Genomic DNA, 17,527 nt, shown 5'->3' with positions numbered 1-17,527 from the left:
AGGTCCAGTGCTCCCGGTAGTCCCAGTGATGCCAGTAGGTCCAGTGCCTCCGGTAGTCCCAGTGATTCCGATAGGTCCAGTGTTTCCAGTAGGTCCAGTGTTCCCGGTAGGTCCAGTAATGCCAGTGGATCCAGTGCTCCCGGTAGTCCCAGTGTTTCCAGTAGGTCCGGTGCTCCCGGTAGCTCCAGTAGGACCACCTTCTACCAATACGATATAATCTGGAGATACATTCGGAAAACCTTGAGGTGCATCTTTTTTTACAACATAGCCGCTACTCGTGTAAGTCACAACTTGTCCTGTTTTATAGTTAGGAGCGGCTGCTAGACTAAAAGCGGTAGTACTTTGTAAACCAGCCCCGGTAGGCCCAGTAGAACCAGTAGCACCAGTAGCACCAGTAGGTCCAGTGCTTCCGATAGAACCACTGTTACGTCTACCGTCACAACTAAAACAATTGCGTTGATACATGTACTTTCTCCTTTCTATATTTTTGAAAATCTATTATAAAAGTAGAACCACTATATATATATTATAGATTCTATATTTTTGTGTGGCCGATTGTATTGTGTATATAGATTTCAAAAATAGGGGAGGACTTATAACCACCATTTTTCCTGTGGAAGCAAAGTAACATTCGCACCAAAATTCTCTTTAAACCAATCATACATCAATGTCTCTTTCACTAAATATTCAGAGGCAGAGTGTGACACACCGATGAGTGACATATTTGTTTCTTTTACGTAATCCATAATGAGCGAGTATTTATGCCTGCCGTAATCATTGTCGATATGACAATGGATTTCTCCTGTAATATATGCTTCAGCACCTTTTTCTTCTGCTTCTTTCATTAAAGATACGACATCGCCGCAGCCAGCGATAATTGCAATTTTCTTGATGGAATCATGTTGTTTACCTTCGAAGTCTGTATAAGGAATGTTAAAGAGTTTTTTTAGATGTTTTTGGAGTTTTTCTGTTGTTGTTTCATCTATTTCACAAATGAGACCGACTGGTTCTGTTTCTGGACCACCGTAAGCAAACCCGTCAATTACATTGGCTTGTAGTGCTTTTGCGATTGAAATGCTAGTTCCATGCGTTTGATGAAAATCCATTGGAACGTGACATGTATATATAGAAAGTTGTTTTTCTTTAATTGCCTGCAAATATTTTGATGAAATTGGAGTAAATCCTCGCCCTGACTTTCCGAGTGGATCACCGCACTCCATCACAATTGGATGGTGCATGAAGAGTAAATCACCTGGCCTGGATTGTGAAATGAATTTTTCGAGAACATCATCAGTTGGGAACACAGCTAAAAAGATTGTGTTTACATTTTCAGCGCCTCTTATCATAAGACCGTTAAATAGCTCAACAAAAGTTGCTTCGAAAAATTGTTGCCATGGAAACTGGATTTGATCATATGTAGCTGGAAGGAAACGACTAAAGGAACTGTCTTTTCCGTATTTTTCAATTTGGAATAAATGATTAAGTGATTGTTCTATTTCTTTTAAAGCTGGCATGTTGTATTATCCTCCTTAAAATAATCCTTACCCTGTTAGTTGTTTTTGTTTTTCATGGCAAAATAAGAAGCGGATAGGAAGCACAAAAAACCTAGAATCCAACCGATAGAAGGAGAATAGGGAAGTATATGTTGTAATACCATTCCGCTAGAAATAAAAAAGCTACCGAGTAGACCTAAGAAGATGGGGTATCGCAGTAATTTGAACATACGTGATACAACCTCCTTTATTACATATATTGTATATTAGTCTTAATTTTCTGTATATATTTTTTGAGAAAAATGGTGGTACAATATATGAAGGATACGAGAAGAGAGGATGAAGATTAACGTATGTACGTTACTGTAACAGAAGCAGCATATAAAAAGATTATGGATACGATTCCAAATGAAGCGAAATATATAAAGTTATTTTACGATAATGAAGGTTGCGGTTGTGTAATGAGCGGAATCATCGATTTAGTAGCTGTAGCGGAAAAAGATGAGCGCGATGTGGATATCGAATCCAGCGCAATGAATTTTATTGCAGATCGCACAAAGCTTGTATTTATGGATGATAAGTTAACCGTTGATTGGCATGAAGGTGGAGGAACTTTTCAGCTGAAGAGCCCAAGCCAATTTTATAATCCAACTATGAAGTTACATGTTCGAGTGTAGTAAAAGGAAGGTGGTTCCAAAATGTATTTTGGAACCACCTTTTTATTGTATGAGGTGCTATTATTGTCGTTTTTTGTTGATAAGTCGATATATTCAGAAAATCGCCGATATAATTTTATTTACCAAAAGAAGGCTTAATAAAAAGATTTTTTCACATAATGAAATGTACATATGATTGAATTTTCTGTATAATTTTCTTTGCGGAGGGGATACGCATGAGAAAATGGGGAATTGAATTATTAATTTTAAGTGTTGTTATTATTTGGGGTATTAACTATACGATTGCAAAATATGGATTTTTAGAATTTACCGCAATTGAATTTACCGCGCTTCGAATGATGGCTGCGGCACCACTACTGTTATTACTTACATTCTTTATTGAAAAATCGCTTTATATGGAGCGAAAAGATATACCAAGATTAATCATCGTTAGCACGGTAGGTATTGTACTGTATCAAACGCTATTTATGGAAACTGTCAAATATACATCCGCTACAAATGCCTCCTTACTCATTTCTATTTCACCAATTTTTACAACTGTATTTGCGATTTTCTTGAAACAAGAAAAATTTTCTTCTCGAAAGTTCATTGGTTCTATGATTGCCTTTGCCGGTGCTGCATTAGTTTTAGTAGCTGGTCATTCACTCGCTAGTTCTTTTTACGGAAATGGAATTGGACTAATTACATCGATATGCTGGGGGCTTTATCCTGTTTTAGCAGGACCGTTAATTAAAAAGTACTCGGCACTACGTGTTACGGCATGGTCGGCATTAGTTGGCGCAATCCCGCTTTTATTGTTAAGTGGTCCACATGTATTTGCCATGCCATTTCGTATTACACACGGAATGACACTATTTGCCTTACTATATTCTATTTTCTTTGTAACGGTATTCGGCTTAGTTATGTGGTATGTTGGTGTCCAAAAAATTGGAGCATCACATACGATGGTATATATGTATATTACACCGCTTGTAGCTGTTTTATTTGCAGCTGTATGGGCAAATGAATATGTTTCATTACAACAAATAATCGGTGGAATCATCATTTTCTTCGGTCTATGGTTTGTGAAATCAGAGAAAGTAAAGGTGCATGCTACTGTAGAAAAACTTATATCAAAATAGGAAAACAGATCACCTATGATCTGCTTTCCTATTTTTTTATTTTTGGTAAGAAGATGAGAAATAAGATCGCAGTAATAAGTGGAATTAAGTTTAAAAATGGAATACGGAAGAGTGTAATAAGAATAATACCTGGAAGAAGAACACCGAGGACAGCATAGAAAATACTATGTTTTTTCGTGTACCAATATAAGGAAAGTCCAATAAGTGCAGGGACAATGAGGTGAATGAGAGCCATTAAAAAATAAATCATTAGACGCCCCCTTTATTTATGTGCTTATTACATCATATCCGTATGTTCATAGATTGATATCACTTTTTTCATAATTGGACGGAAAATGTTTTGAAAAACGTCACATTTGTGAGGGATTCTATATTAATAATCTTGTATAATATTATTTTCTGAAAACATTTTAACAACATAAACATACTGTTTATGTTTTTTTATTTGAGTGAAATGGATTTTAAGTAGTATGGACTCGAAAGAAATGAGTTATACAGCTTTTGTTGGATAAATAGAAAAAACATTGAAGGGGAGTACAGCATGATTAGTATGTCATTAAGATCGTTTAAAATTCAATCGTATTATCTACTAGGTATTCTGTTATTAGGCTGGATGTTAACACCGTTTTCAGCACATTTTCTCGGTGCTGGAATTGGACTTATTGTAAGTATGTACTGTGTTTGGCTTTTAGGGAGACGGATTGAAAAGCTTGGAGATAGTCTCGTAAAGAAGACGAAGGCGCCGACGCTTGGTATGTTTAATCGCTTTGCAGCTGCCATTTTAGGTGCTATTATTATGTACGAGATTGAGCACCATATGGTTATGTGGGCATTTGCAGTAGGGATTATGGGCGGTTATTTCTTAATTGTTGTTAATTTAGGATACTATAGTATGAAAGATGAGAAAGAATTAACAAAGAGCTAAAAGAGATAAAAAGATAAAAAGATAAAAAGATAAAAAGCCTCTTTTTAGATGGAATAGAGGATTCAGCGAAGGGTAGTACAACAGGAAGCGAAACTTTGCATAAAATACAGGTTTCTGCTTCCAATAAGTTAATATGAAATTACGTATTAGTATGACTCTTAGGTTCTTTAAAAAAATTGGATATAATACAACAAACTAGTCCAGTAATTAGAATAATGTATTTTATCATTTCACTTGTATGCTCAAATAAATTAACGTTAAGCATCACAAGTCCCCAAAATATTTGAATCGCTCCATAACTGAATAAAATTTTTCCTGTACGAGAAAAATTTTTCATAGGACTGCTCCTTTCCTGTATATGTAAATTTTACCATGAAAACTAAAAAACGAATGGTTATAAAGTGAATTTTCTGTAATTTTATGAGCTAAGTCACAGATGAAGGGATTAATGTTTCACTTTATATAAGATATAGAAAGAAGCTTACGTAAAAAACGTAAGCTTCTTTTTTATGTAAGTGTGTGTAACCGTTAAGCCGCATTGGGTTTTGTCGGTGAGTACGCGAAACTTTACGGTTACACGACACTTATTCATATGAGTAAAGGGTTATTCCAACAGAAAGTTTATACTTAAGCGATTGGGCCGCCTAAGTTAATAATATCTTCAGAAACGCTATCAAACTTTTTGAAGTTTGCTTTGAATTCGTTTGCAAGCTCAATTGCTTTCACTTTGTAAGCATCTTTATCAGCCCAAGTTTGTTCAGGCATTAATACTTCGTCAGGTACACCTGGTACGTGAAGTGGAACTTCAAGACCGAAGATGTCGTGTTTCGCAGTTTCAGCTTTTGCAAGTTCGCCGCTTAATGCTGCTTGAATCATTGCGCGAGTATAACCTAAGTTCATACGTTTACCAACGCCGTATTCGCCACCAGTCCAGCCAGTGTTTACTAAGAATACTTTCGCATCATGTTTCTCGATTTTTTCACCAAGCATTTCAGCATAGCGAGATGCATCAAGTGGTAAGAACGGTGAACCGAAGCAAGTTGAGAATGTAGCTTGCGGAGATGTAACGCCGCGCTCTGTTCCTGCTAGTTTACTAGTGTAACCGCTTAAGAAATGGTACATAGCTTGCTCTTTTGATAACTTACTGATTGGAGGCAATACGCCAGATGCATCAGCAGTTAAGAAAATAATTGTATTTGGATGTCCTGCAACACTTGGTAGTACGATATTGTCAATCGCATGCATAGGGTATGCAGCACGTGTATTTTCTGTTAAAGTAGTATCGTTATAGTCAGCGATGCGTGTTTGACCATCAATAACAACGTTTTCTAAAACTGAACCGAATTTGATTGCATCGAAGATTTGTGGTTCTTTCTCATGAGAAAGGTTTACACATTTCGCGTAGCAACCGCCTTCAATATTGAATACGCCATTATCAGACCAACCGTGCTCATCATCACCGATTAATTTACGGTTTGGATCAGCGGATAATGTTGTTTTACCTGTTCCAGATAAACCGAAGAATAATGCTACGTCGCCTTCTTCACCTACGTTTGCAGAGCAATGCATAGAAAGAATGTCTTGTTCAGGTAGTAAGAAGTTCATAATAGAGAAGATTGATTTTTTCATTTCTCCAGCATATTCTGTACCACCGATTAGTACGATACGTTGTTCAAATGAAACCATAATGAATGCTTCAGAATTTGTACCGTCAACTGCTGGATCTGCTTTAAAGTTTGGTGCAGAAACAATTGTGAACTCTGATTCATGAGTTGCTAATTCTTCTTCAGTTGGACGAATAAATAATTGATGTACGAACAAATTATGCCATGCGTATTCGTTAACAACTTGAATTGGTAGGCGATAGTTGCGGTCAGCGCCAGCAAATCCTTTGAAGACGAATAACTCTTCTTTTTCTTTTAAGTATTCTAAAACTTTCGTATATAATTTATTAAAATGTTCTTCAGAAATCGGTTGGTTCACAGCTCCCCAAGCAATTTTGTCAGCAACCGATGCTTCCTTCACAATAAATTTATCTTTAGGAGAACGTCCTGTGTATTTTCCTGTTGAAGCAGAAACGGCACCAGTAGAAGTTAATTTCCCTTCATTTCGCATTAATACTTTTTCCACTAATTGCGGAACACTTAGTTGAATCTGTGCATTGCTTCCGTTCAATAATTCATGTAAACCAATTTGGACATTCACAGTACTCATATTTATATACCATCCTTTTCATTTAATGAAATATTTCTCGTAATCCCCATCAAGAGTATAACACAATTATATAAATAATGTATACTATTTATTTATTTTTGTTTGTGTGAATGTATTATTTCCTTATTTATATTTCATTCCATACGTATTGAGAAAAACTTTCAGGAAAATGTGAATATTAATTGACAAATGAATATCATTTCTTTAGTATAGGTTGGGACGGATACTCTCTTATCCCGAGCTGGCGGAGGGACAGGCCCGATGAAGCCCAGCAACCTCACTTGTAGTGGTAAATACAGGTGAATAGGTGCTAAAACCTGTGCGAGGCTAATGGTCTCGAACGATAAGAGCAAAGGGCAAAAAGCAGTATGCAAGTAGCAAATTAAACCTTTCCTCTATGTTAAGTGGGAAAGGTTTTTCTGTATGCTTGTGTGGGAGAATAAATGTATGTCGCAGTTTGTGGCAAATTAAGGATGAGTTCCGTACAATATATACAATTACTGTAGGGAGGTTTACCACATGACAAAAAAACGTCATCTGTTCACATCTGAGTCTGTAACTGAAGGACATCCAGATAAAATTTGTGACCAAATTTCTGATTCAATTTTAGATGCGATCTTATCAAAGGACGCAAATGCACGTGTAGCTTGTGAAACAACTGTAACAACTGGTTTAGTATTGGTAGCGGGGGAAATTACGACTTCTACTTATGTAGATATTCCGAAAATCGTTCGTGAAACAATTCAAGGCATTGGTTACACACGCGCAAAATATGGATTCGATGCAGAAACTTGTGCAGTTTTAACATCTATCGATGAGCAATCTGCTGACATCGCTATGGGTGTTGACCAGGCGCTAGAAGCACGCGAAGGTCTAATGACTGACGCTGAGATTGAGGCAATTGGTGCGGGAGACCAAGGTTTAATGTTTGGCTTCGCATGTAATGAAACACAAGAATTAATGCCACTTCCAATCTCGCTTGCTCACAAATTAGCTCGCCGTTTAACTGAAGTACGTAAAGATGACACATTATCATACTTACGTCCGGATGGAAAAACGCAAGTTACAGTTGAGTATGATGAAAATGGTAAACCTGTACGTGTGGATACAATTGTAATTTCTACACAACATCATCCAGATGTTACATGGGAAGAAATCGATCGCGATTTAAAAGAGCATGTAATTAAAGCTGTAGTTCCAGCTGAATTAATGGATGGAGAAACGAAATTCTTCATTAACCCAACTGGTCGCTTCGTAATTGGTGGACCTCAAGGTGATGCTGGTTTAACAGGACGTAAAATCATCGTTGATACTTACGGTGGATACGCTCGCCACGGTGGCGGTGCATTCTCTGGTAAAGATGCAACAAAAGTTGACCGTTCTGCAGCATATGCAGCTCGTTATGTTGCGAAAAACATCGTAGCAGCTGGTCTTGCTGACAAAGCAGAAGTACAACTTGCATACGCAATTGGCGTAGCGCAACCAGTATCAATTTCAGTTGATACATTTGGCACTGGTAAAGTATCTGAAGACGTACTAGTAGAACTAGTTCGTAACAACTTCGATCTTCGCCCAGCTGGTATTATTAAAATGCTAGACTTACGTCGCCCGATTTACAAACAAACAGCAGCTTACGGCCACTTTGGACGTACTGATGTAGATCTTTCATGGGAACGTACAGACAAAGCTGTAGCTTTAAAAGAGCAAGCTGGTCTATAATATATGAAAAAAAGCTTTGCGCAGTGAGCGCAAAGCTTTTTTTATTTTACTTATTATTTGAATGCATGAATTACAATACACTTCTCCTTCTACCTCAATATATTTTTTCGTATTTGTCATTCCGCTTGCCGGAAAGGGCATATGAATCCACGATTTTTCATACGTTTGTATTTCTTTCGCACGTGATTTACAAACTGTTGGCTTTTTATGAAAAATGTGGGATCAACCTTTCATTTGACGTGCTTTGCCCGCACAAAATGCACTGCTCAGTAAGAAGAGCGTTGCGAATATAATGCTCACTAATGTAGCGTATGGGATTGCTCCTTTTAGAGAAAAACCGACAGTGATGGAAGCTATAAATAAGAGGATGAATGTTGTTGTTAATTTTTTATAAAGTTCCATAATATGTAGACCTCCGATTTATTTTGTAGTGTAAATTTAAAAATTAAATCTATTATGTAGAAAATATAAGGTGAGTTAAAGAGTAGCTAATGATGTGGAGTCTAAGAGTATAAAAAGTACACTCTTTTATTTTCCTTTTTGTGGGTGTACATACTTATATTGTATCATGCTTCATTGTGGGCTTCATACATAATTGTGTAAAGATATGTATGATAAAATGGAGAAAAGTCTTCGAGAAAGGAAAGATGAAAATGAGTGTAACTGAACATAAAAAACAAGCACCAAAAGAAGTACGCTGTAAAATTGTTACGATTTCCGATACACGTACGGAAGAGACGGATAAGAGCGGACAACTATTACATGAATTGTTAAAAGAAGCAGGTCATACAGTGACCTCTTATGAAATTGTAAAAGATGATAAAGAAAGTATTCAGCAAGCTGTGTTAGCTGGTTATCATAGGGAAGATGTTGATGTCGTACTAACCAATGGCGGAACTGGTATTACGAAACGTGATGTAACGATTGAAGCGGTGTCAGTGTTATTAGATAAAGAAATTGTCGGATTTGGTGAGTTATTTCGTATGATTAGTTATTTAGAAGATATCGGAAGTAGTGCGATGTTAAGTAGAGCAATCGGCGGTACGATTGGGCGCAAAGTAGTCTTCTCAATGCCGGGATCTAGCGGAGCAGTTCGTCTTGCGATGAATAAGTTGATTTTACCGGAGTTAGGTCATATTACATTTGAGCTGCATCGCCAATGAGTAAGTTTGCTGGAATTGTATTAGCAGGTGGTATGTCGAGTAGATTCGGTGAACCGAAAGCGCTAGCGAGCTGGGGTGGGAGTACTTTTGTTGAGCATATTTTGAAAGTGATGACAAGTACGATTCAAGAAGTTGTAGTCATTAGTCATTTTGATATAAAAGAGCGAGTGGAGCAATTAGTACAAGTTCCCGTTATAGAAGATATTCCGCATTATAAAGGAAACGGCCCACTTGCTGGAATTGTATCAGGAATGGAATATATAGAAGCAGATTGGTACGCTATTATGCCTTGCGATGCACCAAACGTTTCACAAGAGTGGTTTACTATTTTATTAGAACAAACGAGTGATGAGTATGATGCGGTTGTACCTATTATTAATGGAAGAAAACAACCGTTACTTGCGGCGTATCATAACTGTGTGAAAGAGAAGATTTACACTTTACTTCAAGAAGAGAAAAGGAGCATGGGGCAGCTTTTATCACAATGTAATGTGAAATATGTTGCTGGAGAAGATGTACAAGCGAATGCGGATTGGTTTATGAATGTGAACACGAAAGAAGAATATGTACAGGCTCAAAAAGACCTTTCAAATGAATGAAAGGTTTTTTGATATACAGAAATAGGGGAACAATTACTGTATAAAGGTATGTGAGTAAGTTGATTTTAAGGGGAATTTCTTAAAATCATCATACAGTAAAAATACTATATAACCATATTTTAATTTTTATGGGTTTTTATTACAAGTCTGTTTGGTTATGTATCTTTTTGATATGATGAATATAGAAATAAAGCGATATTTCACCTTATGTATCATTTAGTAAACGAAATTTTATAATTGTGTAATAAACTCTCTTCACGTTTTAAATAGCCAGTAAAGGTCACGTTTGGTTGCGGAACAGCTCCACGCAAACAATTATGAAATTGATTCATATACATCTTTAGTTCTATACGATAGACGTAGAATATATTTACAAATATAACATTTGATGGGTAGCGGAATGAAGAGGCCTGTTTTATACTAATATTGTGTCACCCCTTCCAAGGGACAGTGCACAGCCGGTGATTGGTTAATGGGAACATTCTCATTTTGCCAGTGCCGGTTTTTTAGTAGATAATGATGATAATAAAGTGAAACTATAATCAGTTGGGGTTTTGTTCATTCCCTACTGATTATTAGCCTTCACCAATCGGGCGTTTACGGGCAGCAGGGCTCCCACCTGACTTTTGAGGTGGGGGTCTTACTGCCCGCAAATAGCGGGATAAATTTTTTGAGGGAGGGATCGTTTTGAAAAAGATAGATTTTACTTCTATGAGAGAGCAAGTAGCTAGTTTTTATATTTATTCTATCTCTTTTCTTGGTTTAATTGCTTTTATCGTTTCTTTATTTTTAAGTAAAATGCCTTCTCATCTTATACTGCTTTTGTTGTTAATTATGTTTATGGGAATTACTGAGTATTTTCCTATCCGCATTTGGAGAGGCGGGATCACACTCAGCCTTACACTTATTTATACAATGAATTGGCAGTTTGGAATACATATAACTGTTGTTTCGTGTGTGTGTGTGATGTTATGTATCCAATTGTTTCGCCGTTTATCTATGCAAAGGACAGTATTTAATTGTGCGCAACTTGCTCTTAGTATCGTATTAGCAGAATGGCTTTCCAGTGAATGTTTCTCTCTTTTTATTTCTGGAATGAATCTTTCAGTTTTATATGAAAAATTCATAATTTTGTTTTTATTCAGCGCATTCCTTTGCCTTTTTAACGGTTTATTTTACGATCTTTTAATCATACTTCTTCCTCAGCCCTATCCGCTAGAAGAGTGGCGTAAAAAGAATATGTTAGTACTCTTGAGTTTGAGTTTTTGTTTATTTTATTCTTCACTTATACATATTTTAGATTACCGATATCGCGGAGTGATGGATGAAATTATGGTTCTGTTCTTCTTTTTCCCGCTTGTGGCAATCTGTATCATTAGCTCTTTCGTTAGACAAATACGGGTGGAAAAAGAACGATTATATAAGCTTTTTTCCATTACGACGGAATTAAGTCGTGGACTATCTGCCGGAAACTTACAGCAGATGAAACAATCACTGAAAGGATTTCTAGGAATACAGGCATATGTTTTATGGGCGAAAGATGAAGAGAACTGGACACTTTTATTAAAGGATGGAAAAGTACGTCGTGATATTTCTAATTATTCTGACCTGTATAAGGAGTTTGAAGAGATATCCGAAACTGTTGTTGTTACTGATTGGAAAACAGGTATGGCTCCGGGAGATGAAGTGTTTGAAAATACTATGCGCTCTCTTGTATATTTACCTCTTAAGGTAAATCATGAATTAGTTGGAATGTTTGTGGCAGGGAAAAGCAGGAGTGCGAGTTTTATTACTGAAGATGTACAGACTTTAGCTACGTTTGCCAATCAATTAGGCAGCTTGCTTAAAACGCGGACACTCGTCTCTGAACAGGAAAAAAGAACAATTTTAGAAGAACGAAATCGAATTGCTCGTGAAATCCACGATGGAATCGCACAAGCATTGGCCGGAGTGATATTTCAGATGGAGTCGGCTCAGAAAAAATATGCAGATCGACCAAAAGACATGCAGCAAGTGGTAGATACAAGCATAAAAAAATTACGGAAGAGTTTAAGTGAAGTTCGTTATTCTATTTATGCTTTAAAGCCATATCCAACACAAAGATTAGGACTAAAACAAGCAATTATAAATAAGGTTCAATCCTTAAAACAAGAATATGGTCTAGCCATTACATATCATGAAAGAGGCCGTTCTCGAAAACTTAGTTTTACGAAAGAACGAGTTATTTTCGATACTTTGCAGGAGAGCTTGCAGAACATTATAAAGCATGCAAAGGCAGATAAAGTTGACATTTTATTAAGCTATCAACGGGAACATGTACTTTTAAAGGTAAAGGATAACGGAATTGGTTTTTCTCTTTTTGAATCCATGATTAAAGCAAAGCATGAGCCGCACTATGGTATATTACATATGAATGAACAGGCTGAACAGCTAGGGGCTGCCCTTCAGATTGATAGTTCAGCAGGAAAAGGTACAGAAATCACATTGTTAATTCCAGATTCAGAAATGGGGGAGGAGTATCATGATTCGAATATTAGTAGTGGATGATCATACTGTTTTGCGTGATGGAATTCGAAGTATATTGGAACTCGAATCTGATATGCGAGTAGTTGGAGAAGCTGTTTCCGGGGATGAAGTAGTAAAAAAAGTGGAAGAGTGTAGGCCTGATTGTATCTTAATGGATATTAATTTACCAGGAAAAAATGGTATTGAGGCTACATCACTTGTGAAAGATCAGTATCCGAACTGCCGTGTTCTTGTATTGACTATGTATGAACATGATGAATACTTGATGGCTGCTCTTCGGGCAGGTGCAGACGGTTATTTACTGAAGGATTCATCATCCGAGCAGGTAGTGGCGGCAATCCGAATGGTATTACAAGGAGATTCTGTGATTCATCCGCGTATGACTAAAAAATTGATTACATATCATCAGCAAACGAAATCAGAATCAAATGAAAATGAACTAACAGAGCGTGAAAAAGAAATACTGTTTGAATTGGTTAAAGGTCTTAGCAATAAGGAAATTGCTGAAGCTCTATATATCAGTGACAAGACAGTTAAAATCCATGTTAATAAGATTTTCAGAAAACTAAATGTGAAAAGCCGTTCACAAGCAGTCATATATGCCGTGCGAAATCAGCTTGTTCCATTTTCTTAAATGAAAATCATTTAAAAGAACTACCCCGCACTTTATTATTTTACTCAAAATAATAAAGTGCGGGGTAGTTCTTTTGTACTATACGGTATAGAACTAATAACTAAAAAAATATTACTTTTTGATAATTTTCAGAAAAGTTTTAATTTTATAAGATAAGAAAGTAGAGTCGTAGTCTAATAGAGTCGTAAATTTAAAGTTATGCAATGACTACAGATACAAATAAATATAAATGGGGGAACTTGTATGAAGAGAGGGAAATTTGGGAGGATTCTTACAGGAACGTTAGTTGCTGGTATGCTATTGTCACAAGGTATTCCGTATAACGTATTAGCAGAAAGTCCGGCTGAACTGAAGCCAGTTGATAATGCGGAACAGGTGTTGATGAATCTGTCTGCAGAACAAAGAAAAGCGTTGGAACAGTTAGATGTAAAGCCTGGCTTTACGATTTCACCTGATATTGATACGAATAGTCCTAAATTAGTTAACGTTATCGTGGAATTTAATCAAGCTCCAGCAAAAATTGAAGTGATGAAACAAGCGGCGAAAGGAAAGAAAATAGCTGCTACTACTGCGCAAGCAAAAGTGGATGAAGAACATAAAGTGTTCAAACAACATGTCGAATCTTTAAAGTCGAAGAAGGATGTTGGCACTTACGATACGAAAAAAGTGGAAATCACACGCGAATATAAAAATGCAATCAACGGTGTAGCGATGACTTTACCTGGTGTGGCTGTGCAGGAGTTGATCCAATCTGGAGTAGTAAACCGTGTCTTTAAAGACTATGAGGTAAAAGTGGAACCTCCGGTAGAAACGAAAGAAACAATTGATCCGAAAATGGCGGACAGTATTCCGCAAATTGGTGTGGACAAGCTTCATGCAGAAAACATTACAGGTAAAGGGATTAAAGTCGGCGTTCTTGATACAGGTGTTGACTATAATCATCCAGATTTAAAAGATGCTTATAAAGGCGGATATGATTTTGTAGATAACGATGCAGATCCAATGGAAACGACGTACGCTGATTGGATAAAAGCTGGTAAGCCAGAATATCCAGGCTTAGTGTACTATACAAACCATGGTACACATGTAGCAGGAACGATTGCAGCTCAAAAGAAAAACAATGCAGATTACGCTGTAAAAGGTGTGGCACCTGATGTAGATTTATATGCTTACAGAGTACTAGGACCATGGGGCGGAGGAAATACAGCGGGAATCCTTGCCGGAATGGATAAAGCAATTGCAGATGGTATGGATGTCATCAACATGTCGCTAGGCGCACAGACGAATGATCCGCTATATGCTACTTCTGTCGCAGTAAATAACGCCATGCTTTCAGGAGTAGCGACAGTTGTTGCCGCAGGAAACAATGGACCAAACGAAAAGACGCTCGGTTCCCCTGGAACGGCAGCTCTTGGTATTTCAGTAGGGGCAAGTGATGCTGCCATGTCTATTCCTACATTCAGCGCAAGTGTATCTAACGAAAAATTTGAAAATATGCAGCTATTAGGAAAAGATTTTCCTAATAAGTTAGAAGATCTACAAGGACAATCGTTACCGATTGTATTTGCGGGACTTGGTAAACCAGCTGATTTTACGGGGAAAGATCTTAACGGAAAAATTGCGTTAATTCAGCGCGGAGAAATTACGTTTGATGAAAAAATTAAAAATGCAAAAAATGCTGGAGCAAAAGCGGTTATCGTATATAACAATGCTGACGGCCAAATATCTGCCTACTTAGGTGAGGGGGTAGGTCTTATTCCATCTTTCCGCCTGTCAAAAGCGGATGGCGAACGGTTAAAGGCGCTAGGAGAAGTATCTTTCAAATTCGAAACGCTGGGCAATACAAAAACGGAAGGTGATCACTTAGCTGATTTCAGCTCACGCGGACCGGTAAACGGAAATTATGACATTAAGCCGGATGTAGTCGCTCCTGGTGTGTCGGTTTTCTCTACTGCACCAGAATATATCAATGATCCGCAGGACGGTATAAATTACGGCAATGCATATGTACGCTTGTCTGGTACTTCTATGGCGTCTCCTCATGTAGCAGGTACAGCAGCATTGATCCTGCAGCAGCATCCAGAATACACACCTTTCGATGTAAAAGCGGCTCTTATGAATACATCCGATGATTTGAATGGCCAGAATTCCGTATACGAAGTGGGTGCGGGGCGCATTGATGCGTATCAAGCTGTTCATACGGACACATCCATTAAAGTATTAGACAAAACACAAAATGTCGAGAATGGAAAAGTTGTCGAAATTGACGAACAAACAGGTTCCATCGTGTTTGGTAGACATGTTAAGCAAGGGGATAAACCGATTGAGGCGAGCAAAAAAGTGGCTGTCCAGAACAACAGTAAAGAAGAAAAATCCTTTAAAGTAGAAGTGGAGTATCACGGTGAGCGTACAGGTATTCAAGATGCAGTAAAGAACGGTATACAAGTTGACGTGCCTGCATCTCTTACAGTGGCAAGTGGAAAGTCACAGGAACTGCAGCCAAAAATTACGATTCCTGCTAGCGCAGCGAAAGGCAGATATGAAGGATATATTCATGTAACGAATGCGAACAATCCGGCCGAAACATATCAAATTCCATTCGCTGTCATGGTGACGGAAAAGGGATTTGAATATGCGAAAACAAGCAGTCCATCCGTGACGAATACGACGCCTTTCTGGCAATATCTGTACCCGTTTGTTCATGTCAGCATGAAGTTGAATAGCCCGATGAAAACAATTGATGTAGTTGTTAAGGATAGTAAAACAGGAAAAGCTGTAGGTTTTGTAGGAACAGCGGACGCTAGCAGATTACTGATAGACGTAGACACATTTCTTATGAATGCATTTAGCGGTACTGTCTATCCATTTACAAACGATCCTTCTAAGCCAATTGGTGATCTTCCTGTAAAGCTTCCAGCAGGCGATTATATACTGGAATTGATTGCGCACGATGAGGAAGGGAAATCATATGTTATAGACAATCCGCTTATCGTGGACAATACAGCACCGGAAGTAAATATGGATAAAAAACCGGGTATAATCGAGGTTAATGACTCCATGTTTACAGTAGAGGATGGACAAAAAGCAGTATGGCTGCATGGAACAGCCAAGGATGCGACAGTGGATCTATTGAAATCAAAAGGTTTAAATTATGATCAATCGTCCAATCAAATGGCTTACTATGCAAACTCTGGAATGATAGGTGGGTACTTCCCAATCCAAGCAAATGGAGACGTAAAATTCGGAATTGAGGAAAGTGATATTGCAACGAAACCTCTAAATTTGACTTTGGCTACGTATGATATTGCAACGGCAATTGGTAAACAAAACTATCTCTTCGTAAAAGAAGGTACGGAATATACGACTTCTAGTTTTGATAAGAAAGACGTAAAAGTCGGCGATACAGTTACGAAGACACTTAGTCTCAATAATGTGAAGCAGCTTGTATCCGGGGAATTCCAGATCGACTTCAGAAAAGATTTGCTCAAGTTTGAGAATGTGAAACTGAACAATGCGGCAAACGAGTACGCGAAGGAAAGAGGTTTGGAAGTATCAATGCAAGAACCTGTGGTGACAGAAGGAACTTCCAATAATACGGTGAAAGTCGGCGCATCTATGAAAGGGAATGCATTTAGTGGTATGGACGGAGATCTGCCTTTCCTTGATGTCACGTTCAAAGTAGTAAATGAACATTACGATATTGTTGTGGGTGCTTACCAGGTTAATGTAAAACAGGCGTCTTATATGAAAGCGGGACAAACAGTAGCTACTGCCATTCCTTATTTCGGTACGGAAAGCTTTAACGTGATTCCAACGCATTCGAGAGCGTATGGTTCTATCGCGCCGGAAGGATTTTTGGATGGGAAGGAGGGCTATCAGTATTTGAGAAAAGCAGATTATACAAAAATCGGTGCCCAAGTATATGCGATGTCTCCAAGCGGCAAAAAATATAAAGGAACGATTGATAAACAAGGAACCTACGAGATCAAAGGCATCCCAGCTTCTACTGAAGCATACACAGTTGTTATTGATGTTCCAGGACATCTCAAAGCGATGAAAAAATTCATTCCGGGGTATTTTGTAGGAGATGAGCTGCGCGGGCAAAATGTTAGAATAGGTGCTAAAAATCTTGCAGGGGACGTAAATGGTGACAGATTGATTGACATTCGCGATATGCAAAGCGTAGTTGAGGTATACGGCAAGGAGGATGCATCTATCGTGCCGCAAGACATCAATCAAGATGGTGTTGTGAACGAGACAGATGTCCGCTTCATTGAGAAAAACTTCTTGCAAAAAGAAGTCGGTGTTCCAGAAGTAGTTAAGCCAAAAGAAACAATTGGTAAAAAAGGACTGGTAGATTTCCTACGTCAGATTGGTTTAGAGCCGAAGAAATAAAGTGAAACTTTAATCAGTGGGGGGTGTTCATCCCTCACTGATTATTAGTTGAACCAATCGG

At 37.9% G+C, this 17,527-nt stretch carries 15 protein-coding genes, 1 pseudogene and 1 riboswitch; of the genes and pseudogenes, 9 read left to right on the top strand and 7 right to left on the bottom strand.

Annotated features, from left to right (window positions below):
• Positions 1-465 (bottom strand): annotated as a pseudogene (locus tag BAU27_RS31845) (collagen-like protein); the annotation flags it as partial.
• Between the two features lie 128 nt (positions 466-593).
• The gene (locus tag BAU27_RS13575; RefSeq protein WP_071771113.1) at positions 594-1,514 is read right to left on the bottom strand and encodes a Nif3-like dinuclear metal center hexameric protein; all 921 of its coding nucleotides are present in this window, start codon (positions 1,512-1,514) and stop codon (positions 594-596) included.
• Positions 1,515-1,846: 332 nt separating this feature from the next.
• Between BAU27_RS13575 and BAU27_RS13570 the strand changes: the two genes are divergently transcribed.
• Positions 1,847-2,170 (top strand): iron-sulfur cluster biosynthesis family protein, encoded by a 324-nt coding sequence (locus BAU27_RS13570; protein ID WP_071744424.1) that lies wholly within the window; start codon positions 1,847-1,849, stop codon positions 2,168-2,170.
• Between the two features lie 215 nt (positions 2,171-2,385).
• The gene (locus BAU27_RS13565) at positions 2,386-3,291 is read left to right on the top strand and encodes a DMT family transporter (RefSeq protein ID WP_071771112.1); all 906 of its coding nucleotides are present in this window, start codon (positions 2,386-2,388) and stop codon (positions 3,289-3,291) included.
• A 28-nt stretch (positions 3,292-3,319) separates the two neighbouring features.
• On the opposite strand, the gene BAU27_RS13560 is transcribed toward BAU27_RS13565, so the two are convergent.
• Complete coding sequence (locus BAU27_RS13560; RefSeq protein WP_002123250.1) at positions 3,320-3,541, bottom strand: hypothetical protein; 222 nt, start codon at positions 3,539-3,541, stop codon at positions 3,320-3,322.
• Positions 3,542-3,832: 291 nt separating this feature from the next.
• On the opposite strand from BAU27_RS13560, the gene BAU27_RS13555 reads away from it, so the two are divergent.
• A complete protein-coding gene (locus BAU27_RS13555; protein ID WP_000624940.1) occupies positions 3,833-4,216 on the top strand; it encodes an ATP synthase subunit I in 384 nt (127 codons plus the stop codon).
• Between the two features lie 139 nt (positions 4,217-4,355).
• On the opposite strand, the gene BAU27_RS13550 is transcribed toward BAU27_RS13555, so the two are convergent.
• Positions 4,356-4,553 (bottom strand): hypothetical protein, encoded by a 198-nt coding sequence (locus BAU27_RS13550; protein ID WP_071771111.1) that lies wholly within the window; start codon positions 4,551-4,553, stop codon positions 4,356-4,358.
• A gap of 290 nt (positions 4,554-4,843) precedes the next feature.
• Entirely contained in the window at positions 4,844-6,430 is a 1,587-nt protein-coding gene (gene pckA, locus BAU27_RS13545; protein WP_071744427.1) for a phosphoenolpyruvate carboxykinase (ATP), read from the bottom strand.
• 228 nt (positions 6,431-6,658) lie between these two features.
• Positions 6,659-6,780, top strand: a riboswitch (SAM riboswitch).
• 169 nt (positions 6,781-6,949) lie between these two features.
• On the opposite strand from pckA, the gene metK reads away from it, so the two are divergent.
• Entirely contained in the window at positions 6,950-8,149 is a 1,200-nt protein-coding gene (gene metK, locus BAU27_RS13540; RefSeq protein ID WP_000163112.1) for a methionine adenosyltransferase, read from the top strand.
• On the opposite strand, the gene BAU27_RS13535 is transcribed toward metK, so the two are convergent.
• Positions 8,144-8,365 carry a hypothetical protein gene (locus BAU27_RS13535; protein WP_071771110.1) on the bottom strand — a complete coding sequence of 74 codons (222 nt, stop codon included), beginning with the start codon at positions 8,363-8,365 and terminating at the stop codon, positions 8,144-8,146. The two genes, metK and BAU27_RS13535, sit on opposite strands and share 6 nt — an antisense overlap.
• A 6-nt stretch (positions 8,366-8,371) precedes the next feature.
• Positions 8,372-8,551, bottom strand: a complete 180-nt coding sequence (locus tag BAU27_RS13530; protein ID WP_000424797.1) for a hypothetical protein — start codon at positions 8,549-8,551, stop codon at positions 8,372-8,374.
• A 251-nt stretch (positions 8,552-8,802) separates the two neighbouring features.
• Between BAU27_RS13530 and BAU27_RS13525 the strand changes: the two genes are divergently transcribed.
• The 5 genes from BAU27_RS13525 to BAU27_RS13505 all read left to right on the top strand — a co-directional run bounded on the left by BAU27_RS13525 (position 8,803) and on the right by BAU27_RS13505 (position 17,466).
• Positions 8,803-9,312, top strand: coding sequence for a MogA/MoaB family molybdenum cofactor biosynthesis protein (locus BAU27_RS13525; RefSeq protein WP_000117136.1), 510 nt, complete (start codon positions 8,803-8,805; stop codon positions 9,310-9,312).
• Complete coding sequence (locus tag BAU27_RS13520; RefSeq protein ID WP_071771109.1) at positions 9,309-9,911, top strand: molybdenum cofactor guanylyltransferase; 603 nt, start codon at positions 9,309-9,311, stop codon at positions 9,909-9,911. Before BAU27_RS13525 ends, BAU27_RS13520 begins: the two co-directional genes overlap by 4 nt.
• A 687-nt stretch (positions 9,912-10,598) precedes the next feature.
• Positions 10,599-12,458 (top strand): GAF domain-containing sensor histidine kinase, encoded by a 1,860-nt coding sequence (locus BAU27_RS13515; protein WP_071771108.1) that lies wholly within the window; start codon positions 10,599-10,601, stop codon positions 12,456-12,458.
• The gene (locus BAU27_RS13510; protein ID WP_071771107.1) at positions 12,433-13,071 is read left to right on the top strand and encodes a response regulator; all 639 of its coding nucleotides are present in this window, start codon (positions 12,433-12,435) and stop codon (positions 13,069-13,071) included. Before BAU27_RS13515 ends, BAU27_RS13510 begins: the two co-directional genes overlap by 26 nt.
• 243 nt (positions 13,072-13,314) lie before the next feature.
• Positions 13,315-17,466 (top strand): S8 family serine peptidase, encoded by a 4,152-nt coding sequence (locus tag BAU27_RS13505; RefSeq protein WP_071771106.1) that lies wholly within the window; start codon positions 13,315-13,317, stop codon positions 17,464-17,466.
• Positions 17,467-17,527: the final 61 nt, after the last annotated feature.

Origin of the sequence: Bacillus sp. NH11B (assembly GCF_001884205.1) — a bacterium.
GTDB lineage: Bacteria > Bacillota > Bacilli > Bacillales > Bacillaceae_G > Bacillus_A > Bacillus_A proteolyticus.
Note: the sequence above shows the minus strand (reverse complement) of the source record. Positions and strands in the feature narration are given on the sequence as shown.

Bases quoted from the DNA above. Each gene is read 5' to 3' on its own strand.
- BAU27_RS13550 (WP_071771111.1), bottom strand. From the start codon at position 4,553: ATGAAAAATTTTTCTCGTACAGGAAAAATTTTATTCAGTTATGGAGCG.
- BAU27_RS13575 (WP_071771113.1), bottom strand. From the start codon at position 1,514: ATGCCAGCTTTAAAAGAAATAGAACAATCACTTAATCATTTATTCCAA.
- BAU27_RS13520 (WP_071771109.1), top strand. From the start codon at position 9,309: ATGAGTAAGTTTGCTGGAATTGTATTAGCAGGTGGTATGTCGAGTAGA.
- BAU27_RS13560 (WP_002123250.1), bottom strand. From the start codon at position 3,541: ATGATTTATTTTTTAATGGCTCTCATTCACCTCATTGTCCCTGCACTT.
- BAU27_RS13525 (WP_000117136.1), top strand. From the start codon at position 8,803: ATGAGTGTAACTGAACATAAAAAACAAGCACCAAAAGAAGTACGCTGT.
- BAU27_RS13570 (WP_071744424.1), top strand. From the start codon at position 1,847: ATGTACGTTACTGTAACAGAAGCAGCATATAAAAAGATTATGGATACG.
- BAU27_RS13505 (WP_071771106.1), top strand. From the start codon at position 13,315: ATGAAGAGAGGGAAATTTGGGAGGATTCTTACAGGAACGTTAGTTGCT.
- BAU27_RS13565 (WP_071771112.1), top strand. From the start codon at position 2,386: ATGAGAAAATGGGGAATTGAATTATTAATTTTAAGTGTTGTTATTATT.
- BAU27_RS13510 (WP_071771107.1), top strand. From the start codon at position 12,433: ATGATTCGAATATTAGTAGTGGATGATCATACTGTTTTGCGTGATGGA.
- BAU27_RS13555 (WP_000624940.1), top strand. From the start codon at position 3,833: ATGATTAGTATGTCATTAAGATCGTTTAAAATTCAATCGTATTATCTA.
- metK (WP_000163112.1), top strand. From the start codon at position 6,950: ATGACAAAAAAACGTCATCTGTTCACATCTGAGTCTGTAACTGAAGGA.
- BAU27_RS13530 (WP_000424797.1), bottom strand. From the start codon at position 8,551: ATGGAACTTTATAAAAAATTAACAACAACATTCATCCTCTTATTTATA.
- pckA (WP_071744427.1), bottom strand. From the start codon at position 6,430: ATGAGTACTGTGAATGTCCAAATTGGTTTACATGAATTATTGAACGGA.